The organism is Hyphobacterium marinum (assembly GCF_036330325.1).
In the GTDB taxonomy this organism is placed as follows: domain Bacteria; phylum Pseudomonadota; class Alphaproteobacteria; order Caulobacterales; family Maricaulaceae; genus Hyphobacterium; species Hyphobacterium marinum.
Map to the genome: position 1 here is coordinate 532,139 of NZ_JAZDRO010000001.1, position 22,399 is coordinate 554,537.

Consider the following 22,399-nt stretch of genomic DNA (forward strand, 5'->3'; position numbering starts at 1 on the left):
AAGGCGCGGGCCAATTGCAAACAAAGTGTTAACGTGAGGGGCGGACTGTTGGCGGCTAGAAGCCGTCCGGGTTGATCAGGACGATCTGGTTCATTGCCGAGTTGTTGGCGAAAACGAGGTCCGGCGTGCCGTCACCATTGAGGTCACCGGTCGTGACGCCATAGGTGATATCGGCATCCTCACCGACCTCATGGCGGATGAACCCCGTCTCCAAGGACAGGAAAACTTCGTTTGTGGCGCGGATGCGCGTGGTGACAATGTCGGCCCGCCCGTCACCATTGAGATCGGCCACCGCGATTCCGTAAGTCGCTTCGGAGCCATCGCCGAAGAAGACGGGATCGGAGAACCCGCCTGCCCCATCGCCGAACACGACCGCACTGGGGCCGTCGATGCCCCCATAGGCGAGATCGGTATGGCCGTCGCCATTGATGTCGCCTGAAGCTAACGCCCGGCCCGTACCGATACCCGGCAGATAGACCGGCTCGCCGAAACGACCGCCTTCATTGACATAGACAGGCTGTCCGTTGGGGTCGCGATTGGCAAAGGCGAGATCGATATCACCGTCGCCGTCGAGATCGGCCGCCACGACGCCCACCGTCTGATCGTCACCAAGTAGGGGCGTGATGTCGGTGAACCGCCCGGATCCGTCATTGCGGTAGACGAGATTGGCCGATCCGCGCTGGGAGAGGACGAGGTCAATATCGCCATCGCCGTCAATGTCGGCAGAAACGATGGCCCGGGACTGGACCAGGCCGCCGAACTCGGTCCGGTTCGAAAATGCGCCGGTGCCGTCATTGTAGAGGACGCTCAAAGGCAGGCGATCGTGCGCTACCGCGACGTCGAGATCGCCATCGCCGTCATAGTCGCCGAGTGCCGCCTCGTAGCCGGTTGCGGCGATGTCCCCGAGATTGCGCGAAGCGGTGAAGAATCCCGTCCCGTTGTTGAAGAAGACCTGATCCTGACCGGTCCAGTGACGGCCATTGACAACAATGCCGTCGAGATCGCTGTCGCCATCGACATCCCCGAGCGCAACCGAGGCCGTCAGGTCCGTCTCGTTGCCGAAGAGAAGATAAGGGTGAAAGCCGAAGGGTGACGCCGATGCAGGTCCCGCAGTCAGGACCACGGCGGTGATTGAGGCGGTCAGGCAGAGGCGAAGGGACACGGGGTGCAGCTCCGTTGGGAAAGCTCAGGGCAGCTTTCCCGGATGCGCCCGGCTTGGCAAGGTGCTGGCTGATTTTCCGCGCTTTCCTCTCGCCTGTAACGCCCGAACGCTTCACACTGCACCCATGACCGAGACTGGCCAGCACGTCGTTGACACGCTGATCGAGGAACGCGCCCCGCGCCTGATGACGCGCCCGCGCCTGTGGAGCGCAACCCGGGCCGTCGCCTATCCGCTGCTCGGGTATCGCAAGGCCGTCGGGCTTGCCGACACGATTGCGCCCATGGGCGGGGAAGAGGCGCTCGACTGGGTGCGCGGCTTTCTTGATCTCGATGTCCGGACCAGCGGGCTCGAGGCCATTCCCGAGCGCGGGGGCTGCGTGGTCATGGCCAATCATCCCGGCGGGATCGCGGACGGTGTGGCGGTCTGGGACGCGCTTCGGGCGCGCCGCCCCGATCTCTGCTATTTCGCCAACCGGGACGCGCTGCGGGTCTGTCCGGGTCTCGAAGACGTCGTCCTGCCGGTCGACTGGCGCAAGGACACACGCTCGCGCGAGCGCTCCCGCGAGACGGTGCGGGCCGCCCTGACCGCCTTTCAGCAGGAACGCTGCGTGGTGATTTTCCCGGCCGGACGCATGGCGGAATGGAACTGGCGGCGCTGGCGGCTGACCGAAAAGCCCTGGCAGGTGACCGCGATCAGTTTCGCCCGGCGGTTCGGCTTTCCCGTCATCCCGATGGGCGTCACCCAGCGCATGCCGTTCCTCTATTACGCCCTCGCGCAAATGAGCGAGGAGCTGAAGGACATGACGGTGTTTCACGGCTTCATGGGCAAGAAGCGCGCGCGCTACCGGCTCTCGTTCGGTGAGGCGATTGACCCCAAAACCCTGCCCGCCTCCGAAGCCGAAGCCACGGAGACGGTCCGCTTGGCGTGTGAGAAACTGGCCTGGGACTGATCAGCGATGCTGGTCGATCAGGATCGGATTGCCGTCCGGGTCGGTGAGGGTGAAATGGGCCGGGCCATTGGTGCCAGCCTCGATATCCTCGCCGGTGTCGAGACCAGCGGCCTTCAGGGCGGCCTGGATCTCGCGGACATCGGTGAAGTCGTCGAGATTCTGCGCCGACTGGTCCCAGCCCGGATTGAAGGTCAGCATGTTCTTCTCGAACATACCCTGGAAGAGGCCGAGTACGGTCTCGCCGTTCTTCAGGATCAGCCAGCCCTGGTCCAGATCGCCACCGAGCGTGGCAAAGCCCAGCTTTTCATAGAAGGCGCGCGAGGCGGCGATGTCTTTTACCGCGAGGCTGATGGAAAAGGCTCCAAGCTTCATGGGTGTCGTCCCCTGCTGGTTGTCATTGCCCGAAACCCTGCCCGGAAAAGCCGGCTCTGCCATCCCCCATGTGGGTGAGAAACGCGATCTGGGGGAGAAATCTCCCGCTTTCATGAGGGCTAGAGGGAATCAAAACCGAAATTGAATCTGTTACCCCGACGCAAGTCGGGGCCTAGCTTGCGCGATTTCTGGATCCCGGCTTTCGCCGGGCGAACGGATTAAGCGTCATCCCCCGGCTTGTCCGGGGGATCTTGCTTACGAGTGCCCCGAATAAATCGGGGCATGACGCTATTGGGAGTCTCCGCCTTCTCCTTGATGGAGAAGGCCTCGCCTCGACTGGATCGAGGGTGGCTGACGCTTCGCGGACACCTCAGGATGAGGGTATGCTGGGGGCAACTTTCCTCATGCTGAGGTGCTTGCCTTTAGGCAAGCCTCGAAGCACGCAAGGAAAAAGACCCCTCACCCTGACCCTCTCCCTGAAGGGAGAGGGAAACCTAAGCCTCTCGCTCGACCATGTTCTGCTTGATCTTGGCGATGGCCTCGGCGGGGTTGAGGCCCTTCGGGCAGACCTGCGCGCAATTCATGATCGTGTGGCAGCGGTAGAGCTTGAACGGGTCATCGAGATCGTCGAGCCGCTCGCCCGTCATCTCGTCGCGGCTGTCGGCGATCCAGCGATAGGCCTGGAGGAGGGCCGCCGGCCCCAGATATTTCTCGCCATTCCACCAGTAGGACGGGCAGGCCGTTGAACAGCAGGCACACAGGATGCACTCATAAAGCCCGTCGAGCTTGGACCGGTCTTCCTCGGTCTGCCGCCATTCGCGCTGCGGCTCGGGCGTCTTGGTCTGGAGGTAGGGCTCGACATAGGCATGCTGGGCGTAGAAATCCGTCAGATCGGGAATGAGATCCTTGACCACCGGCTGATGCGGCAGGGGCGAGATGGCGATGACGCCGGAAAACTCGTCCGACCCCTTGGTGCAGGCGATGGTGTTGCGCCCGCCGATATTCATCGAGCAGGAGCCACACACGCCTTCCCGGCAGGAACGGCGGAAGGCGAGCGTCGGGTCGATATTGTTCTTGATCCAGATGAGGGCGTCGAGAACCATCGGCCCACACTGGTCCATGTCGACCGTATAGGTGTCCCAGCGCGGATTCTCGCCGGACTCCGGATCATAGCGGTAGATGCGGAAGTCGCGCGTATTGGTCGCGCCTTCGGGTTTGGGCCAGACCTTGCCCTTGCGGATTTGCGAATTTTTCGGAAGCGCGAGTTCGACCATCTTATTCGGTCCCGTTGGTATCGGAGTTATCGGATTCGGTCATGGCGTCGGCGAGCCAGAGCTCGGTTATACGGGCGATGTCGGTGGCATAGGCTTCGGCCTCGGCGTGTGAAAAGCGCTCGCTGTCCGCACCGCCCAGCACACCGCCGATTTCGGCCGCCGCTGTGTTGATACGGGTCTCGTAGGCGTCCCATTCCACGCCGCCTTCGGGGCGGATTCCGGCATCCTGCAGCCGTTCGATCTCGGCCCCTATGATCGACAACGGCAGGCCATAGTCGCTGCGCCCGGTTTCTTCAGCGAAGAGAGCGGGCACGGGATCGAGTCCGGCCATCGCGTCATAGGCGACAAGGAAGAAGGGCAGCATTTCGCGTTCAAAGCCGGGGCTCGCGCCCTCGATCCAGCCAATGAGCAGCGGATCCTCACACGTCATCGCGGCGGTACGCTCGGCGATCTCGCCGGAAATTTCAGCGCGAGCCTCGCTGTCATACTGGCCCAGCTCCATCCGCGTCTGCATGCGCAGCGCTCCGGCCTGCCAGGGCCGCAGCAGGTCACACTCCAGCCCGCGCTGGGTAATGACCTCGACGAGGATCAGGCCCTGACGCTGGGTCGGCAGACCATTGTTCTGTGCGAGTGCCGGTGCGGCGAACACAGCCAAAGTAGTCATGAGCAGGATGGCTCGCATACTAGCTCCCAAAAAGCGGACGAATCACCAACCAAAAAATTGGCCATATGTGACCCAAAAATACATTCACAGGTATCGCGACGATCCAGTTCCACCAATTGTACTGATATCCATCAAAGAAAGTCAGGTATACGAATGTACCAAATGCGCCCAGTTCGTAACCAATAAAGACCAGTGACCCTATCGTGTCGCCAATTCCGCGCATCAATACACCCGCGCCTTCGGCTCGATGTACTCGATGTCTTCGCTGAGCGTGTAATCGTGCACCGGGCGGTAGTCGATCGTGACCTTGCCGGTCTCATCGACCCAGGCGAGCGTGTGCTTCATCCAGGTCTCGTCATCGCGTTCGGAGAAGTCCTCGCGGGCGTGGGCACCCCGGCTCTCCTTGCGGTTTTCGGCGCTGTTCACGGTGACGGCGGCTTGTCCGAGGAGGTTGTCGAACTCCAGCGTCTCCATCAGGTCGGTGTTCCAGATCAGCGTGCGGTCGGCGACCGAAATGTCCTTCGCAGCCGTGTAGACGCCGGCGATTTTCTCGACGCCTTCTTTCAGGACATCGCCGGTGCGGAAGACGGCGCAATTGTCCTGCATGGCGCGCTGCATCTGGTCGCGCAGTTTTGCGGTCGGCGTGCCGCCGGACGCGTTGCGCAGCCGGTCGAGACGATCGAGCGAGTTCTGTCCGGCATTGGCGGGCAGGTCGGGCTGTCGCGCACCGGGTGTGAGGTTTTCAGCGGCCCGCAAGCCAGCCGCGCGGCCGAAGACGACAAGGTCGGTGAGGCTGTTCGAACCCAGCCGGTTCGCGCCATGCACCGAGACGCAGGCCGCTTCGCCCACGGCCATCAGGCCCGGCACGACCGTGTCGGCATTGCCATCGCGCTTGGTGACGACCTCGCCGTGATAGTTCGCCGGGATGCCGCCCATATTGTAGTGGACGGTCGGCAGGACCGGGATCGGGGCCTTGGTCACATCAACGCCGGAGAAGACGCGCGCGCTTTCGGAAATCCCGGGAAGGCGCTGGTGCACGATTTCGGGGTCGAGATGGTCGAGGTGAAGGTAGATATGGTCCTTGTTGGGACCGACGCCCCGGCCTTCGCGGATCTCGATCGTCATCGAACGCGAAACCACATCGCGGCTGGCGAGGTCCTTGGCGCTCGGGGCGTAGCGCTCCATGAAGCGCTCGCCTTCCGAATTGGTCAGATAGCCGCCTTCGCCGCGCACCCCTTCGGTGATGAGCACGCCCGCGCCATAGATACCGGTCGGGTGGAACTGCACGAATTCCATGTCCTGCAGCGGCAGGCCGGCGCGCAGAACCATCGCATTGCCGTCCCCGGTGCAGGTGTGCGCCGAGGTGCAGGAGAAATAGGCGCGGCCATAGCCGCCAGTGGCGAGGATCACGGTCTGGGCGCGGAAACGGTGCAGCGTGCCGTCGTCGAGCTTCCAGGCGGTGATGCCGCGGCAGGCCCCGTCATCATCCATGATCAGGTCGAGGGCGAAATACTCGATGAAGAATTCGGTCTGATGCTTGACCGCCTGGCCGTAGAGCGTGTGCAGGATGGCGTGGCCGGTGCGGTCGGCCGCCGCGCAGGTGCGCTGGACCGGGCCTTCGCCGAAATTGCGGGTCATGCCGCCAAAGGCGCGCTGATAGATCTTGCCCTCGCCGGTGCGCGAGAAGGGTACGCCCCAGTGCTCCAGCTCGTAAACGGCTTCGGGCGCATGACGGCAGAGATATTCGATGGCGTCCTGGTCACCCAGCCAGTCCGATCCTTTCACGGTGTCGTACATGTGCCAGCGCCAGTCGTCCTCGCCCATATTGCCGAGGGAGGCCGAGATGCCGCCCTGCGCCGCCACGGTGTGTGAGCGCGTCGGGAAGACTTTGGAGACGCAGGCGGTTTTCAGCCCCGCCTGTGCCGCGCCAAGCGCGGCGCGCAGGCCGGACCCCCCGGCCCCGACAACCACGACGTCATAGGTGTGATCGATCCATTCGTAAGTCGGCATTGGCGAAACGGTCCTAGAGGGCGAGCGTCAGAAGCGCGTAGGCGGCGGCGAGCCACAGCCCGGCGGCGAGCAGCGAGTTGAGTACGAGAAGCGCGGTCCTGGTCGCGACGGTGTGGATATAGTCCTCGACCACGACCTGGAGTCCGAGGCGCATGTGATAAAGCGCCGCAGTCAGCGTCAGGAGGGAGACAATCGCGCCGAAGGGCGAGGCAAAATAGCTGCGCGCGGCGAAACTGTCCGGCGCGCCGGAGAGGGCGAGCGTTACGACGAAGACCGGCAGGACGATGGCGAGCGCGATGGCGCTGACGCGCTGGGCGATGAAGTGGCCGGTGCCGGCATGGGCCGCGCCATGCGGGTTGATGCGTTTCGCCGGTGTGCGGAAGCTCTGGCTCATGACGCACCTCCGGTCAGGGCGGCAAACCAGATCGCCGCCGTGGCGATCACCGACAGAACGATGATGATGAGCGAGCGCAGATTGGAGCCTTGCGGATCGAAGCCCGTCCCGGCGTCCCAGGCGAGGTGGCGAAGCCCGTTGAACCAGTGGTAGCTCGCCGACCAGGTCAGAGCGATGAGGCCGATCCGCGTCACCCATTCCATCGGGCCTTCGAAGAGGAAGCCGACGAGCGGCTCGCTGTTTGTCGCCAGAAGGACCAGCCAGATCACCAGAGCGACGGCCCCGAGATAATTCCCGATCCCGGTGGCGCGGTGGAGGATGGAGGACAGCATGGTCGCATGCCAGCGCCAGACCGACAGGTGCGGGGCGATGGGGCGGGAGTGCGCATTGGCCATGAGGGCGATTCTCTTGCGAAGTCAGACAGAACCCGTTCGCGCCAGACAATAGGCTTCGCAGGGCGTCGGTCAACGCGCCGGGGCGCGCCGGGTCACTCCATCCGCAGCGATTCCGGCAGGATTTCTTCGTTGACCTGTCCATCCTCGACGTAGACGACGCCGCCCTTCATGACGAAATCGACGTCCTGGAGGAGGTTCGGATAGGTCAGAAGATCGCCATCGACCGCGATGATGTCGGCATAGAGGCCTTCCTGCACGCGGCCCCACTGATCCTCCACGCCCATGAAGACAGACGGCCAGTAGGTCGCGGCGCGGATCGCGTCCATCACCGGCACGTCGAGTTCACGCGTCCAGACGTCGATCTCGTTCCAGGTCGACTGGCAGTGGAATTTCATCGGGATGCCGCTGTCGGTGCCGACCATCAGGACGACGCCAGCCTCGCGCAGTTGCTCGAACTTGCGGCGCAGCGTCGGGGCGCGCAGCGGGGTCAGCTGCATGTATGTCAGCTGGTCGGGATGCTCGATGGAGGCGGCGATGTCGGCGATCGTGTCGGGCTGCAGGCCCCGGTGCCAGCAATCGGTGTCGAGCCGTTCGGGATTGTCGCGGGTGCGCGAATAATTCCACAGGCCTTCGATGGTCGGCGTCCAGAAGAGCGGGCCGCCGCTGATCCGCCCGCGCGCAGTACGGTCGACGAGCGCGTCCATGACGTGATCGGGATATTCCGGCGCGGTCGTCAGCCCGGTGTGCTCGAAATTATCGACGCCGATTTCCAGCCCACGCAGGATTTCATTCGGGCGGTGCGAGTGTGCGACAACGCGCAGGCCGCGCTGATGCGCCTGATCGACGAGGGCGGTGGCCTCGGCGAGCGTCATCTCGTCCTGGTCGATCAGCTTGATGACATCGACGCCGGCATCGGCGAGCTCGTTGACGCGGGCGCGGGCCTCGCGCTCGCCATTGATCCCCCAGCGGTAGTTCTCCGCGCCGGGCCGCGTGCGGTGCTGCAGGAAGGGGCCGGAAACGAAGAGGCGGGGTCCAGGCAGGACGCCGTCATTGATGCGGTCGCGGATCGAGAGGCTCATTTCCAGCGGCGCGCCGAGATCGCGCGCCGTCGTCACCCCGGCGAGCAAAAGCTGAACCGCCGAGGCCGGCATGATCTCGTCTTCCATCCGGTCCATGTAGGTCGGGTGCCAGTGATCGTAGTCGGCATGACCGTTCAGCATCAGGTGGGCGTGCATTTCCCACAGGCCGGGCAGCACGGTCATGGCCTCAGTCGAAATGACTTCATAGCCGTCGGGGACCTCAACCGTGTCGGTATTGCCGACGCGCACGATGCGCTCGCCTTCGACGAGAATGACCGAATTGCGGATGGGCTGGCCGCCATTGCCGTCGATCAGCGTGCCGCCAACGAGCGCGTAGCGGTCTTGCGCCTGCGCGCCCGCTGTCAGTACCAAAGTGGCCAGAATGGCCAGTGTCCGGATGATCATGTCGTGTCCCCAAATCCCGTGTGTGAATCAGGACGATAGGGCGGGTTCAGGGGGAAGGTCAAAAGACTTTCCTTGCCCCCGTCACAGCCGGGTCTAGTTTGAGAGCAAGCCAGAGCGAGGAATTATCCCATGCCGCAATACGCCGTCGTCACCGGAGCCTCCACCGGCATCGGTCAGGCCTGCACCGATTACCTCGTCAAAAAGGGTTTCCGCGTCTTCGCCGGGGTCCGGAAGGATGCCGACGCTGAACGCCTGAAGGCCGAGATCGGCGAGGGCGTCATACCGTTGATCATGGACGTCACCGACGCGGCGACGCTTCAGGCGGCGGCGAAAACCGTTTCCGAAACCCTTGCCGGCCAGACGCTCGCCGGGCTGGTCTGCAATGCCGGGATCGCGGTCGCCGGGCCTCTCCTCCATATCAATGTCGACGAAGTCGAGACGCAGCTTGATGTCAATGTGCTCGGCGTCATCCGCACCGTGCAGGCCTTCGGCCCGTTGTTAGGCGCAGATCACAAGCTTGCAGGACCGCCGGGCCGGATCGTGATGATGTCCTCGGTCGCGGGCAAGATGGGCGCGCCCTTCATGGGCCCCTATTCGGCCTCGAAACATGCGCTTGAGGGCCTGACCAAATCGCTCCGCAAGGAGCTCGCGCTGTATGGCATCGAGTGTGTCATCATCGGGCCGGGAGCCGTGGCGACGCCGATCTGGGACAAGGCCGAGGAGATCGATGTCGAGCAGTACAAGGACACTGACTACGTCAAGCCGATGCAGAATGTCCTGGGCTGGATGCGGAAGCGCGGTCCGGAGGGCCTGCCGCCCGAGCACATCGCGAAACGGGTTCATCACGCCATCACGGCTGACAAGCCGAAGCTGCGCTATGCCGAAGTCCCCGACCGGATGGAAAACTGGACCATCCCGCGTCTCCTTCCGGAACGCCTGGTCGACAAGCTGACCGTCAAACGGATCGGCCTGCGCCCCGAGGATCGGGACTGACGCGGGCCTTCCCCCTGGTCTAAGGTGGCGCGAATCTGATCTGACCGGAGACCGTCCCATGATCCGCGCCGCCCTGACCCTGTCCCTGCTTGCCGCCTCACCCGCCCTTGCCGACGAAGCGGACGATTTTGCCGATCTCGTTGCCGATTTCGAGGCCCATGAACTGGCGGGCAATCCGATCCAGGCCGGACGCGAAGGCGACCTCGCCGCCGCCGCGCAATGGCCCGATCCCAGCGCGGAAACCGCGCTCGCCAACGAGGCGGCGGAAGCGGAATTCCTGGAACGGCTCGAAGCCATCGACGCCTCGGCCCTGCCGGAAAACGACCAGGTCAGCTATGCGGTGCTCGACTATGTGCTCCGCTACCGCGTCGAGCTTGCGCCCTTCGACATGGAGCGCATTCCCTTCACCAATGATTCCGGCTTCTTCACCACGCCGACCTATGTCGCCGCGTCGGTCCGGCCGCGGAACGTGGCGGAAGCCGAAGCCTGGATCTCGCGCCTGAACGGCGTGTGGGAGTTCTTCGAGGCCCATGCCGCATGGATGGAGCAGGGCGTTGAGGACGGTTTCGTCCAGCCCGCCTACATCATTCCCGGTGTGATCGCCCAGATCCGGTCCATTGCCGAGTCGACCCCTGAAGAGAGCGGTTTCCTTGCGCCTATCGAGGCACTGCCGCCGGGCCTGCCCCAGGCCGAGCGTGACCGGCTGCGCGCCGAAGCCCTGACCGCCATTGAAGACGAAGTCCTGCCGGCCTATGCCGAGCTGCTAGAATTCTTCGAAACGGTCTATCAGCCCGCCGCCCGCGAGAGTATCGGCATTTCCGAAGTGCCGCAGGGTCGCGAACTCTACCAGGTGCTGACCCGCTTCCACACCACGATGGATACCAGTCCGGAAGAGGTTCACCAGCGCGGTTTGGCAGAAGTCGCACGTATCCGTGCAGAAATGGATGAGGTCATCGCCGAGACCGGGTTCGAGGGCGATTTCGCGCAATTCATCAACTTCCTCAGGACTGATCCGCAATTCTACGCCCAGTCGGAAGACGAACTCCTGATGCATGCCGCGTGGATCGCCAAGCGCGCCGACGATGCCATGCCGCGCTTCTTTGGCCGCCTGCCGCGCCTGCCCTATGGCGTGCGGCCTGTCCCGGCGGCGATGGCCCCGAGCTATACGACGGGGCGTTACTGGCCGGGCAATTCCGAGACCGGTGTTGCGGGAGGCTACATGGTCAACACCTATGACCTGTCACAGCGCCCGCTCTACAATCTGCCGGCCCTGACCGTGCACGAGGCCGTTCCCGGTCACCACCACCAGATCAGCCTCGCCCAGGAGATGGAAGACGTCCCGGAATTCCGCCGTGACACCTATATCACCGCCTTTGGCGAAGGCTGGGGCCTCTATACCGAGAACCTCGCCGTCGACATGGGGATCTATACGACGCCCTACGAACATTTCGGCCGGCTGACCTATGAGATGTGGCGCGCCTGCCGCCTCGTCATTGATACCGGGATGCACTATTTCGGCTGGACGCGGGAGGAGGCCGAAGCTTGCCTTCTGGAAAACTCCGCCCTCGCTCCGCACAATGTGCGCACCGAAGTAGCCCGCTATATCTCGTGGCCGGGTCAGGCGCTCGCCTACAAGTCCGGCGAGCTCCTGATGCGCGACCTGCGCGCGCGTGCCGAAGACCAGCTCGGGGCCGATTTCGACATCCGTGCCTTCCATGACGCGCTTCTTTCTGATGGCGGTGTGCCGCTGGGCTACCTCGAAGACAAGATGGACGCCTGGATCGCCGAGCAGGTCGCCATTCACGCGGGGGAATAACTATTCTTGAAATCCCGGACGGCGAAACCGATCCGGGACCGCATTTCCGTTATGGTGGCTCAGTTTTCATGCGTGCTTCGAGGCTTGCCTGCGGCAAGCACCTCAGCATGAGGTAGGTTGGTGAAATTCAACAACCTCATCCTGAGGTGCCCGCGATAGCGGGCCTCGAAGGAGGGCTCCAGAAAAGCGAGAACAGCAAGTTCTACCCCGCCGCTTTTTCCGCGCGCTTGCGGGCATTGACGCGCCGCCGCCAGCGGCCGAGCAGCCACAGCGCCGGGATGATCAGGATCAGCCAGGGTGCCGCCATGGCGACGAAGGTGATCACCGAGCCGAGGGCGCGTGAGAAATTGCGCACGACATCGCGCAGCGCCGCCGTCACCGGGTTGACCGCCCCGTCGCCGGTCACAGTGACGCGGCTGGAATAGGCGAGATCGACCGTCGACATCGTCACGCGGGCCCTCAGATTACGCAGATTGGATTCGATGGACTCGATCCCGCCCTGCACGCGGGCGAGCTCGCGTTCGAGCGCCACGAGATCGGCGAGGTCGGCATCGTCACGTTCCAGGAGCGCCGTCAGCCGGTCGCGCAGGGCGCGCTGGGCATTCAGGCGGGCCTCGGCGTCGAGAATGGGCCGTGACAGATCGGTCGATGACATGTTTGACGAGACGATCTCACCGCCACTCTCTTCGACATCGCGTTCGAGATTGCCAAGGAAAGCTTCAAGCCAGTCCGGCGCGGCGCGGATCTGCAGGCGCGCCTGAGCGTGGGTTTCATTGCGCGAGAAACTCGACGAACTCACCACCTGACAGACATCCGGCCCGGCGGTCATGCAGGCCTCGCGATGGGCATCCATCGCCGGTTCGACGGCGGTGGAGCCATACTGCATCTGAAAGTCATAGGTGTAGGCGATGAATTGCTGCAATGCGGGGGCGCCTGCCATGGCATCACCGCCAGGTTCTGCGGCGCGTTGGGCGCGGGAACCGGTGACGACAATGCTGCCGTCCTCCTCGGGCATATCCGCCATGTATCCGCCAAGGGCGGGTGCCGGGGCCTGCTCGGTCCGGTCCGCAGGTCCGCCATCACAGGCGGCCAACAACAGGGCCGCACCAAGGACGGCCGTCATCCAGAATGATTTCATCGATCCTCTCCCTTCCCTCGCCGGCGATGGAACGCCGCGTAAGGGGCCAGAATGTGACAGGGCAGGGGAAAGAGGAAGGCGGTCCGGAGCAGCCTAGAGGATGACCAGGACGTCTTCGGGCGGACGGCCGAGCGCGGCCCGTTCGCCGTGAATGGCCACGGGACGTTCGATCAGCTTTGGCGTTTTCGCCATCGCCGCGATCAAGGCGTCCTCGTCATCGACGTCCTTCAGCCCCTGTTCCTTGTAGGCGTCTTCGCCCGTGCGCATCAGCTGGCGCGCGGAGTCGAAACGGAGCTTGTTCAGCACCTCGCGGATTTCCGCCGCGCTCGGCGCGTCGTCGAGATAGAGCCGGACCTCGGGCGTGATTCCGTGCTGCTCCAGCAGCGCCAGCGTCTGGCGGGATTTCGAGCAGCGCGGATTGTGCCAGAGTGTGACGGTCATGAGCTCTCTCCTGAAATTTGACGGGAAAGAATAGCGCGGGCGCGGGCAAGGTGAAGCCGTTCGATCATCTCGCCGTCCATGGCGATGACACCCTTGTCGGCATTCACGCCGTCAAAGGCGGCGACGACCCGTTTGGCCCAGTCGATCTCGGCTTCGCCCGGCGCGAAGGCGGCGTTGGCCGGGCCGACCTGTGACGGGTGGATGAGGGACTTGCCGTCAAAGCCGAGCGCGCGGCCTTCGCTGGCCTCGCGGTCGAACCCGTCCGCATCGGTATAGGCGTTGAAAACGCCGTCGAGAATGGCGATCCCGGCGGCCCGTCCGGCGGCGACGATGTTCGCGAGGTGGGGGATCAGGCCGAAACGGTCTCCACCGCTTGTGATCATCAGCGATTTTGTCAGGTCATTGGTGCCGGCGATGAGGCCGGTCATGCCCGTACCGCTTGCCGCTTCGGCGATATCGCGGAGCGCGAGCAGCGCGGCCGGCGTCTCGATCATCGCCCAGAGCGGCGGGCCGTCCGGCAAGGCGGTGCGAACCGTCATCAGGTCCCCCGCATCCATGATCTTGGGCACGACGATGGCGTCGGCGGATTGCGCCGCGGCGAGGTCCTCGTGCCAGTGATCGGTGTCCGGCGCATTGATGCGTACGCTCAGGGTCGCGCCACACCCGGCCCACATGTCCAGTGCGGCGGTCACGCTCGCGCGCGCCTCGGCCTTGTCGTCCGGTCCGGTCGCATCTTCCAGGTCGAGGATCAGCATGTCCGCGCCCAGACCCGCAGCCTTCTCAATGGCGCGGGCGCGCGTGGCCGGAACGAAGAGGGCGGAGCGGGGCGGAACGGGAATGGCTTCTGTCGCGGTCATGGCTCGCTTATACAGCCCGCATGGCATTTGTCCTCCTCCTGACCTCGCATGTCGCCGCGAGCCGCGTCGGCGGCGGCGTCGCAGAATCGGCGCTGCAGTCACACGGCATCGACACCGCGCTGGTGCCCACCGTCATTCTCGGCCGTCATCCGGGTTGGGGCGCTCCGGGTGGTGGGGCGGTTGATGACGCCATGTTCTCCAGCGCGCTCGACGGCGTTGCTGCGAACGGCATGTTCGCCCTCACCGATGCGGTCCTGACCGGTTATTTCGCCAGCGCGGCGCAGGTGGACCGGGCCGCAGCGGCCATCGATGCGGTTCGCGCGGCGACAACCCGAAAGGCCCACAATGTCTGCGCATACGCGCCAGAACCTGTTATCGTCGTCGATCCGATCATGGGCGATCACGGAAAACTCTATGTCCCGGATCCGGTGGCGTCTGCGATCCGTCACCAGCTGATCCCGCGTGCCGATCTGGTCACGCCCAATGCCTGGGAGCTGGGCTGGCTGACCGGGAAGCCGGTCACGGACGCGCAATTGGCCCTGGCCGCCGCGCGCAGTCTTAAACGCCCGGTCCTGGTCTCGTCAGTCCCCAAAGGCGATGAGATCGGCATCCTTCATGCCGACGCGCATTCGGCCTGTTTCGTGTCGCACCCGGTGCTGGAGGACGTGCCGAAGGGGACGGGCGATCTGCTGACAGCGGAATTCCTCGCCAGCCGCCTGCTCGGGGCCGATCCGAAGACGGCGCTGGAGGTTGCCGTGCGCCGGGTCTGGGACACGCTGTTGAAGGCGCGGGACTGGTCGGCCTTCGAACTGCCGGACGTGACCGCACGCCTCAAACCCATGATGCCACAGGCTGCCGGGCTTGAAGCCCGAGCGCTGGAGGGCTAACCCGCCCTCATGAGCGAGACACCCCCCATTTCCGGCACGGTCGCGCCCGGCTTCGAGCCGGTCCGCGAGGCCTTTGAACGCAACTGGCAGGATTTCGACGAGGTCGGCGCGGCCTTCACCGTGATGCGCGGCGGCGAGACCCTCGTCGATCTGCGCGGCGGCTGGACTGACCGCAAGAAATCCGCCGAATGGCAGGACGACACGCTGGTCGCCGTCTTCTCCACCGGCAAGGCGGTCACGGCTTTGGTCATGGCCTGGCTCGTCGAGCGAGGCCTTGTCGACTACGACGCGCCGATCGCGGATTACTGGCCGGAGTTTGCCGCGAACGGGAAGGCGGGGATCACGGTCGGGGATGCGCTCTCGCACCAGACCGGCCTGCCGGGTTTCCCCGACGAGATGGATGCGTCCGACTGGTTTGATCGCGAGGCCATCGAGGCCCGTCTCGCCGCGCAAGCGCCGATGTGGGACCTATCCAAAGGCGGGTCGGGTTATCAGCCCCTGATCTTCGGCTTTCTTGCCGACGCCATTGCACGGCGCACGGACGGGCGGACGATTGGCGGTCTGCTGCGCGAGGAGATCGCCGGTCCGCGCGGGATCGACTTCCATATCGGTACGCCCAAGGCGCTGCACGAGCGTGTCTCGGCCCACATGCTGCCGCCGCGCGCGCCGGATCTCGGGACCATCAACGAATATAACACCGCCGCCTTCCTCAAACCCTGGTCCACGCCGGGCCGGAAGGGCGCGGAAGCCTGGCGCGAGGCGGAATTCCCTGCTGCCAATGGTCACGGGACGGCGCGAGCGATTGCGACCCTCATGGGCACGTTCGCGAACAAGGGTTACTTGCAAAATAAAAGTATTGTGTCTGATCGCGTGATCGAAACCGCGATGCGGCCCCGTGTCTCGGGTCCGGACCGGGTGCTGCCTTTCGATTTATCCATCGGGGCCGGGGTGATGATCAATGCTGCCAGCGGCTTCTACGGACCCGAGCCGAAAACTGTGGGGCATTACGGCTTTGGCGGCTCGTGCGGCTTTGCCGATCCGGTTCGCGGCCTGTCGGGTAGCTATGTGATGAACCGGCAGTTGCCAACGCTCGCCGGCGATCCTCGCGCTGTGCGCCTGATCGAGGCGGTATACGCCTGCCTGTGACGAGGTCCTACGAGCCTGAACAATGACCCTAACGGTTCGGCCCTTGGACTTGATCCAAGGGCCTCGATTAGCTGTGCTCCAATCGCTGTCATCCCGGCCGAGCAGCGCAAGAGCCGGGACCTGAAGCGGGATGCCTGACGTTCGAGGTCCCGGTTCTGCGCCGCTGATGCGGCTTGACCGGGATGACATAAAATCTGGCCGATCATGCTTCGGGTCTTTGGATCAAGTGGAAGAACCGGATGGGTAGGCTTGAGAGCCGGAGAAGCCCAAAACAAAACGGGAGCAGGCCATGGCCTGCTCCCGCGAGTTGCGGTCATTCACTGCAAGCGGTGATGGTCAGTTCACGTCGAAGCGGTCGGCATTCATCACCTTGGTCCAGGCCGCGACGAAATCCTTGACGAACTTCGCCTCGTTGTCGTCCTGGGCGTAGACTTCGGAATAGGCCCGGAGGATCGAGTTGGACCCGAACGTCAGATCGACGAGGGAGGCGGTCCACCTGGTGTTGCCGGACTTGCGGTCGATGACATTGTAGAGGCCGTCATCGCGCTTTTCCCAGCGGTTGGACATGTCCACCAGATTGACGAAGAAGTCGTTGGTCAGCGCGCCCGCTCGGTCGGTGAAGACACCGTGTCGGGTGCCGCCGTGATTGGTCCCAAGCGCCCGCATGCCGCCGACCAGAACCGTCATTTCCGGTGCGGTCAGGCCGAGTAGCTGGGTGCGGTCGACCATCATTTCCATGGCGGCCGCTTCATACTTCTTCACATGGTAGTTGCGGTAACCGTCGGCGAGCGGCTCGAGCGCGTCGAAGCTCTCGGCATCGGTCATCTCGTCGGTGGCATCGCCCCGGCCCGGCGTGAAGGGCACGGACACGTCAACACCTGCCGCCTTGGCCGCCTTCTCGATGCCGACGCCGCCGGCCAGCACGATGGTATCGGCGAGGCTGGCACCGGCCTTGTTGGCCAGCGGCTCGAGCGCGGAGAGGACTTTTTGCAGCCGGGACGGTTCGTTGGCTACCCAGTCCTTTTGCGGCGCGAGGCGGATGCGGGCTCCATTGGCTCCGCCGCGCATGTCTGATCCGCGATAGGTGCGGGCGCTGTCCCAGGCGGTCGAGACCAGTTCGGCGACGGACAGGCCGCTGTCGGCAATTGCGGTCTTCAGCCCGTCGACATCATAGCCGGTGGGGCCGGCCGGAACCGGATCCTGCCAGATCAGGTCTTCAGCAGGCACGTCCGGGCCGATATAGCGGGTCTTCGGGCCCATGTCTCGGTGGGTCAGCTTGAACCAGGCGCGCGCGAACGTGTCCTTGAAATACTCCGGGTCGGCCCGGAATCTCTCCATGATGTCCCGGTAGATGGGATCGACCTTCATCGCCATGTCGGCATCGGTCATCATTGGCATGGTCTTGATCGACGGGTCCTCGACGTCGGGCGGCATGTCGATGTCGTCGATATCGACCGGCTTCCACTGGTTTGCACCGGCCGGGCTCTTCGTCAGCTCCCAATCGTGGTCGAGCAGCATGTCGAAATAGCCCATGTCGAATGTCGTCGGGTTGGATGTCCAGGCCCCCTCGATACCGCTGGTCACGGTGTCGCGGCCAAAGCCCTTGCCGGTTGAATTCGCCCAGCCGAAGCCCTGCGCTTCGACGCCGACCGCTTCCGGGTCCGGCCCAAGCGTTGACGCGTCGCCATTGCCGTGCGCCTTGCCGACCGTGTGGCCGCCAGCGGTGAGCGCTGCGGTCTCCTCGTCATCCATGGCCATGCGCTTGAAGGTCTCTCGGACCGCCAAAGCCGTCTTCGCCGGGTCGGGCTGGCCTTTCACCCCCTCGGGGTTGACGTAGATGAGGCCCATCTGCACGGCAGCCAACGGATTTTCGAGCGTTTCCTCGAGTTCGCTTTCATAGCGGTCGCGGCCCAGCCACTCGGTTTCTCCGCCCCAGTAAATGTCCTTTTCAGGCCCCCAGATATCTTCGCGACCGAAGGCGAATCCGTAGGTCTTCAGGCCCATCGACTCATAGGCCATGTTGCCGGCGAGGATCATGAGGTCGGCCCAGCTGAGCTTGTTGCCGTACTTCTTCTTGACGGGCCAGAGCAGGCGGCGGGCCTTGTCGAGGCTGACATTGTCAGGCCAGGAATTGAGCGGGGCAAAGCGCTGATTGCCGGTGCCGCCACCGCCGCGTCCATCCGACAGGCGGTAGGAGCCGGCCGAGTGCCAGGCCATGCGGACCATCAGGCCGCCATAATGGCCCCAGTCCGCCGGCCACCAGTCCTGGCTGTCGGTCATCAGCGCCTTGACGTCGGCCTTGACCGCTTCGAAGTCGAGCGATTTGACGGCTTCGCGGTAGTCAAAGTCCGCGCCCATCGGATTGGTCTTGGTGTCGTGCTGGTGAAGGATGTCGAGGTTCAGCGCATTCGGCCACCACGATGTCACCGAGGATTTCGATGACGTCATGCCACCATGCATGACCGGGCATTTCCCTGCTGCGGCGTCGTCCATGTCTCTCTCCCTTGCTGATCGCCGGCCCGTTGCTGGCCCGGTCTTTCTTCACGGAGATAATCGCACCTGTAAGGCGCATTGGTCTAATCAATAATTAGTGCATATGACATTGAACAAATCTATTGACTGGCCGGCGTGCGCGCGGAACACCGGTTGAATGTCCGTGTCCTTACTTTCAATAAGTAAGTGACTGAAAGCTAAGGCGCGCCGCGCGTCCCCAGCCAGGCCGTCATCAGCTCTGCCAATTCCTTTGGGCGTTCCCACATCGTCCAGTGGCCGCACCCCTCAAGCGTGTGCATCTCGAGATCGGAACAGAGCGCCGGCATCCAGCGGGCCAGCTTGGGCGGCAGCATGTAATCGCACTCCGCCGTGATCATCAGGCAGGGCATGGCGAGCCGGTGATCAATACCGCCCATGCGCTGCCAGTTGGCATCGAAATTCCGGTACAGGTTGAGCCCGGCCTCAAATCCGGTCCGCTTGTAGATTTCCGCATACACGTCGCGGTCGGCCTTCGGCACCACGATGCGGCGTTCGGGACGTCCCTCGAAGCCTTCAAAATTCTTCACGATATGGGTGATGTCGGGGAAGAGGGCGTCGAGCACCGACGCCGGTGGCGGCTTGGCGAAAATGTAGGCGAAGAAATCGTCTTCCCGTCCCGTGAACCGGCTTTCCGCATAGCCCGGTTCCTGGAAGCGGAGAATGTAGTGATCCTCTCCGCCCAACTCCCGGAAAGCCTCGGTCGGCGGGGTGGCGGGCCGTGGCAGGTGGGGCGTGTTGACCCCGATGACCCCGGCCACGCGGTCGGCGGCCAGCATGGCGGCATGCCAGACGATGATTCCGCCCCAGTCATGGCCACAGAAGACGGCTTTTTTGATATCGAGCGCGTCGAGCAGGCCCGTCAGGTCAGCGACCAGGGCATCGATACCGTAGTTCTCGGTGCCCTCGGGCCGGTCGGACGCGCCGAAGCCACGCAGGTCCGGGGCGATGACCCGGTAACCGGCGGTAATGAGATCATTCCAGACTGGCTTCCAGCTATAGGCGAGCTCCGGCCAGCCATGGACGAGGAGAAGCGGCGTACCGGTCTCCGGCCCGTCGATATGGACCGAGAGCTCTATCCCGTTGGTGGCAATTCGCCTCGCGGCAGGAAAATCAGACATGGCAGCTCTCCGGATTCGGTCCTGGCCACCAGCCTAGACCGGTTCAGGAGGCCGCCGCCACCGCTTTGCGTTCCCGGCGCAGCTGGCTCCAGGTGAAGGTCGCGACCCCGGCCCAGATCAGCCCGAAGGTGACCATGTGGGCCGGGGTGAAGGGCTCGCCCGACATCACCCCGATGGCGAACTGAAGGCTCGGTGCGGTGAACTGCAGGAGGCCCATTGTCGACAGGCGCAAGCCCCGCGCGCCGATGATGTAAAGAAGAAGCGGGACAATGGTGACGAGACCGGCGACGATCAGAAGCGCGGCCTTGGCCGGGCTGTCGAGGAATTGGCTTTGTCCCTCAAGCCCCATCCAGACCAGTGCCGCGAGCGCGAAGGGCAGGATGAAAGCGGTTTCCCAGAACAGGCCCACACGCCCGTCCACCGAGGCAATCTTTCTTAAGTAGCCATAGGCGGTGAAGGTGACGGCCAGGGAAAGGGAGATCCAGGGCACTTCGCCGACGGCGATGATCTGGTTGAGCACGCCCAGCGAGGCCAGCACGATGGCGGCGATCCGCCAGGGGCCCAGCGGCTCGCGCAGGATGACAACGCCGACGGCTACACTCATCAGCGGGTTAATGTAATAGCCCAGCGACGCCTGTAGCACCTGGCCACCATTGACCGCTTGAACAAAAATCAGCCAGTTCACCGAGATCAGCGCGGCGGTCGCCAGCATGGTCAGCAGGACTTTGGGGTCGGCAATGGCACGGAAGGCCGGCCGAAGCTTTCCGGCGATCAGAAGCACCGCAAACAGCATGGGCAGGGACCAGACCACGCGGTGGGCGACGATTTCCAGCGCGCTCGCAAATCCGACAAGCTGGAAATAGAGCGGCGAGACCCCCCAGATGAGATAGCCGGTCAGTCCGGCGAGCAACGCACGACGGATGTCCCTGTCCTGAACCTCTGTCATGGCATCACTCCCGCTTGGCTTGAGGCCACGACTTAAGCACGTGTCCTGGACAGTGCGAGCCGATTCCTGCGGTGGACGGCCATGCAGAAATGACGGGGCCCGTCAGCCCAGATGGTTCCGTTCGAGCAGGAGTTCGGCAATCTGGACCGCGTTGAGCGCCGCGCCCTTGCGGAGGTTGTCCGAGACAATCCACATCGCCAGGCCATGCTCGACGGTCGGGTCCACGCGCACGCGGCTGACGAAGACGGCAAACTCGCCGACGCACTCCACCGGAGTGACGAAGCCGTCATCCTCGCGGTTGTCGACCAGCATGACACCCGGCGCGTCGCGCAGCGTGTCGCGGGCGAGCTTGGGGCTTATCTCCTTGGCAAACTCGACATGGGCCGCCACGCCATGGCCGACGAAGACCGGCACGCGGACGCAGGTCGCGATCAGGCGGATATCGGGATCGAGAATCTTCTTCGTCTCGACGGCCATCTTCCACTCTTCATTCGTCGTGCCGCCGGGCATCAGGTCGCCGATTCGCGGGATGACGTTGAAGGCGATCTGCTTGGAGAATTCGTTCTTTTCCACCGGGTCGTTGACGAAACGGCCCTTGGTCTGACGCCACAACTCGTCCATAGCGCCCGTGCCCGCGCCGGAGACGGACTGATAGGTCGAGACCGACACCCGGGTGATGCCCGCGAGGTCGTGGAGCGGTTTCAGCGCGACCACGGTCTGGATGGTGGAACAGTTCGGATTGGCGATGATCCGCGCCTTCGAGACGCCATCGACCGCATCCGGATTCACTTCCGGGACAACCAGCGGGATGTCCGGCTCCATCCGGAAAGCCGAGGAATTGTCGACCAGGATTGCGCCCGAAGCGGTAATCTTCGGGCCATACTCCCGGGAGATGTCGCCGCCTGCCGAGGCCAGGACCAGATCGACCTGCGAGAAATCGAACCCGGCCGCGTCCACACATTTCAGGGTGCGGTCGCCATAGGAGACCTGACGGCCGATCGAACGGCGCGAGGCGAGCGCGTGGATGGCATCGGCGGGGAAGTTCCGCTCCTCCAGAATGGTCAGCATTTCCTTGCCGACCGCGCCCGTTGCTCCCAAGACCGCGACCCTGACGCCCATGACGACTGCTCCGTTTGCCGTTGCTTCGCGCGGGTTATAGCCTGACTTTCGCACTTTGGGAGACCGCCATGAGCATGATGGGACTGCTGGGCGCGATCGGGATTTTCTTCCTGTTGATCCTGGTCGCCATTCTCGTCTCGGCGGCGAGGGCCCGGGGCCGACGGGGTCCGCCCCGCGATCCCTGACCGTCAGGACGCGTCGTCTTCATCCGAGCGCGTCCGGCGAGACCGAAGCAGGATGGCGGCGACCGCGACGGCCACGATCCCGATCACGCCGATATCCAGCCATGACGCGCCGAAGAGGACGGGCTGGGACAAGCCTGCAAGGAAACCCAGACGGCCGGCAATATCCTGGCCGCCACTGGTAAAGCCGACGAAAACCGCCAGACCGATCATGATGGCTGCGCCCAGGCCCGCCCAGCGGATCATCGTCGCGGGATTGAAATCCGCCTTGCGCTGCCGTGCGGCGCGTTCGCGGGACCGGTAGGTCCGGTCGAGGAAAGGGCGGCGGCGGGTCATTGTCCGGTCATCTTGTCCATGCCGCCAGTCTAGCGCGCCCGGACGGGACACGCATGTTTTACTTGCGTAACGGGACGTCTGCATCCATATCTCTTCGCGCACGGGCGGCCTCGCAAGGCCCGGCGGAATACTGATCGCCTGCCCCGGCCCTCAAACGGCCGGTAATTGAGACTTCAGCCTTCCC

21 protein-coding genes are annotated in these 22,399 nt (G+C 64.0%); 5 read left to right on the forward strand and 16 right to left on the reverse strand.

The window, feature by feature from the left end; translation table 11 throughout:
- Positions 1-55 precede the first annotated feature (55 nt).
- A complete protein-coding gene (locus V0U35_RS02625) occupies positions 56-1,162 on the reverse strand; it encodes an FG-GAP repeat domain-containing protein (protein ID WP_330195098.1) in 1,107 nt (368 codons plus the stop codon).
- Positions 1,163-1,286: 124 nt separating this feature from the next.
- Between V0U35_RS02625 and V0U35_RS02630 the strand changes: the two genes are divergently transcribed.
- A complete protein-coding gene (locus tag V0U35_RS02630) occupies positions 1,287-2,111 on the forward strand; it encodes a 1-acyl-sn-glycerol-3-phosphate acyltransferase (RefSeq protein ID WP_330195099.1) in 825 nt (274 codons plus the stop codon).
- On the opposite strand, the gene V0U35_RS02635 is transcribed toward V0U35_RS02630, so the two are convergent.
- From V0U35_RS02635 to V0U35_RS02665, 7 genes are all read right to left on the reverse strand, one after another.
- On the reverse strand, positions 2,112-2,483 hold the full coding sequence (locus V0U35_RS02635; protein WP_330195100.1) for a VOC family protein: 372 nt from the start codon (positions 2,481-2,483) through the stop codon (positions 2,112-2,114). It abuts the gene before it with no gap.
- A 494-nt stretch (positions 2,484-2,977) separates the two neighbouring features.
- Positions 2,978-3,757 (reverse strand): succinate dehydrogenase iron-sulfur subunit, encoded by a 780-nt coding sequence (locus V0U35_RS02640; RefSeq protein WP_330195101.1) that lies wholly within the window; start codon positions 3,755-3,757, stop codon positions 2,978-2,980.
- 1 nt (position 3,758) lies between these two features.
- Entirely contained in the window at positions 3,759-4,421 is a 663-nt protein-coding gene (locus V0U35_RS02645; RefSeq protein WP_330195102.1) for a hypothetical protein, read from the reverse strand.
- A 222-nt stretch (positions 4,422-4,643) separates the two neighbouring features.
- Positions 4,644-6,431 carry a succinate dehydrogenase flavoprotein subunit gene (sdhA, locus tag V0U35_RS02650; protein WP_330195103.1) on the reverse strand — a complete coding sequence of 596 codons (1,788 nt, stop codon included), beginning with the start codon at positions 6,429-6,431 and terminating at the stop codon, positions 4,644-4,646.
- A 13-nt stretch (positions 6,432-6,444) separates the two neighbouring features.
- Positions 6,445-6,825: a succinate dehydrogenase, hydrophobic membrane anchor protein gene (gene sdhD, locus V0U35_RS02655; RefSeq protein ID WP_330195104.1), complete on the reverse strand. Its 381-nt coding sequence runs from the start codon at positions 6,823-6,825 to the stop codon at positions 6,445-6,447.
- Positions 6,822-7,220, reverse strand: coding sequence for a succinate dehydrogenase, cytochrome b556 subunit (gene sdhC, locus V0U35_RS02660; RefSeq protein ID WP_330195105.1), 399 nt, complete (start codon positions 7,218-7,220; stop codon positions 6,822-6,824). Before sdhC ends, sdhD begins: the two co-directional genes overlap by 4 nt.
- Positions 7,221-7,312: 92 nt before the next feature.
- The gene (locus V0U35_RS02665) at positions 7,313-8,704 is read right to left on the reverse strand and encodes an amidohydrolase family protein (RefSeq protein ID WP_330195106.1); all 1,392 of its coding nucleotides are present in this window, start codon (positions 8,702-8,704) and stop codon (positions 7,313-7,315) included.
- Between the two features lie 129 nt (positions 8,705-8,833).
- On the opposite strand from V0U35_RS02665, the gene V0U35_RS02670 reads away from it, so the two are divergent.
- Both V0U35_RS02670 and V0U35_RS02675 read left to right on the forward strand, forming a co-directional pair.
- Positions 8,834-9,697 carry an SDR family oxidoreductase gene (locus V0U35_RS02670; RefSeq protein WP_330195107.1) on the forward strand — a complete coding sequence of 288 codons (864 nt, stop codon included), beginning with the start codon at positions 8,834-8,836 and terminating at the stop codon, positions 9,695-9,697.
- 58 nt (positions 9,698-9,755) lie between these two features.
- Entirely contained in the window at positions 9,756-11,513 is a 1,758-nt protein-coding gene (locus V0U35_RS02675; RefSeq protein WP_330195108.1) for a DUF885 domain-containing protein, read from the forward strand.
- Positions 11,514-11,715: 202 nt separating this feature from the next.
- Here V0U35_RS02675 and V0U35_RS02680 read toward each other — a convergent pair whose 3' ends face one another.
- The 3 genes from V0U35_RS02680 to V0U35_RS02690 form a co-directional block, all read right to left on the reverse strand.
- Positions 11,716-12,651 (reverse strand): DUF4349 domain-containing protein, encoded by a 936-nt coding sequence (locus tag V0U35_RS02680; protein ID WP_330195109.1) that lies wholly within the window; start codon positions 12,649-12,651, stop codon positions 11,716-11,718.
- Positions 12,652-12,744: 93 nt separating this feature from the next.
- On the reverse strand, positions 12,745-13,092 hold the full coding sequence (arsC, locus tag V0U35_RS02685) for an arsenate reductase (glutaredoxin) (RefSeq protein WP_330195110.1): 348 nt from the start codon (positions 13,090-13,092) through the stop codon (positions 12,745-12,747).
- Positions 13,089-13,949 carry an HpcH/HpaI aldolase/citrate lyase family protein gene (locus V0U35_RS02690; protein WP_330195111.1) on the reverse strand — a complete coding sequence of 287 codons (861 nt, stop codon included), beginning with the start codon at positions 13,947-13,949 and terminating at the stop codon, positions 13,089-13,091. The genes arsC and V0U35_RS02690 overlap by 4 nt, the downstream gene beginning before the upstream one ends.
- A 20-nt stretch (positions 13,950-13,969) precedes the next feature.
- Here V0U35_RS02690 and V0U35_RS02695 point away from each other — a divergent pair, with 20 nt between their 5' ends.
- The gene (locus tag V0U35_RS02695; RefSeq protein ID WP_330195112.1) at positions 13,970-14,836 is read left to right on the forward strand and encodes a bifunctional hydroxymethylpyrimidine kinase/phosphomethylpyrimidine kinase; all 867 of its coding nucleotides are present in this window, start codon (positions 13,970-13,972) and stop codon (positions 14,834-14,836) included.
- A gap of 9 nt (positions 14,837-14,845) precedes the next feature.
- On the forward strand, positions 14,846-15,982 hold the full coding sequence (locus V0U35_RS02700; protein ID WP_330195113.1) for a serine hydrolase domain-containing protein: 1,137 nt from the start codon (positions 14,846-14,848) through the stop codon (positions 15,980-15,982).
- Between the two features lie 336 nt (positions 15,983-16,318).
- Here V0U35_RS02700 and katG read toward each other — a convergent pair whose 3' ends face one another.
- The 5 genes from katG to V0U35_RS02725 all read right to left on the reverse strand — a co-directional run bounded on the left by katG (position 16,319) and on the right by V0U35_RS02725 (position 22,215).
- Positions 16,319-18,475 carry a catalase/peroxidase HPI gene (gene katG / locus V0U35_RS02705; RefSeq protein WP_330195114.1) on the reverse strand — a complete coding sequence of 719 codons (2,157 nt, stop codon included), beginning with the start codon at positions 18,473-18,475 and terminating at the stop codon, positions 16,319-16,321.
- A gap of 197 nt (positions 18,476-18,672) precedes the next feature.
- Positions 18,673-19,632 carry an alpha/beta fold hydrolase gene (locus V0U35_RS02710; protein WP_330195115.1) on the reverse strand — a complete coding sequence of 320 codons (960 nt, stop codon included), beginning with the start codon at positions 19,630-19,632 and terminating at the stop codon, positions 18,673-18,675.
- Positions 19,633-19,675: 43 nt separating this feature from the next.
- Positions 19,676-20,578 carry an EamA family transporter RarD gene (gene rarD / locus V0U35_RS02715; protein ID WP_330195116.1) on the reverse strand — a complete coding sequence of 301 codons (903 nt, stop codon included), beginning with the start codon at positions 20,576-20,578 and terminating at the stop codon, positions 19,676-19,678.
- Between the two features lie 102 nt (positions 20,579-20,680).
- On the reverse strand, positions 20,681-21,697 hold the full coding sequence (locus V0U35_RS02720; RefSeq protein WP_330195117.1) for an aspartate-semialdehyde dehydrogenase: 1,017 nt from the start codon (positions 21,695-21,697) through the stop codon (positions 20,681-20,683).
- 188 nt (positions 21,698-21,885) lie between these two features.
- Positions 21,886-22,215 carry a hypothetical protein gene (locus tag V0U35_RS02725; RefSeq protein ID WP_330195118.1) on the reverse strand — a complete coding sequence of 110 codons (330 nt, stop codon included), beginning with the start codon at positions 22,213-22,215 and terminating at the stop codon, positions 21,886-21,888.
- Positions 22,216-22,399 lie beyond the last annotated feature (184 nt).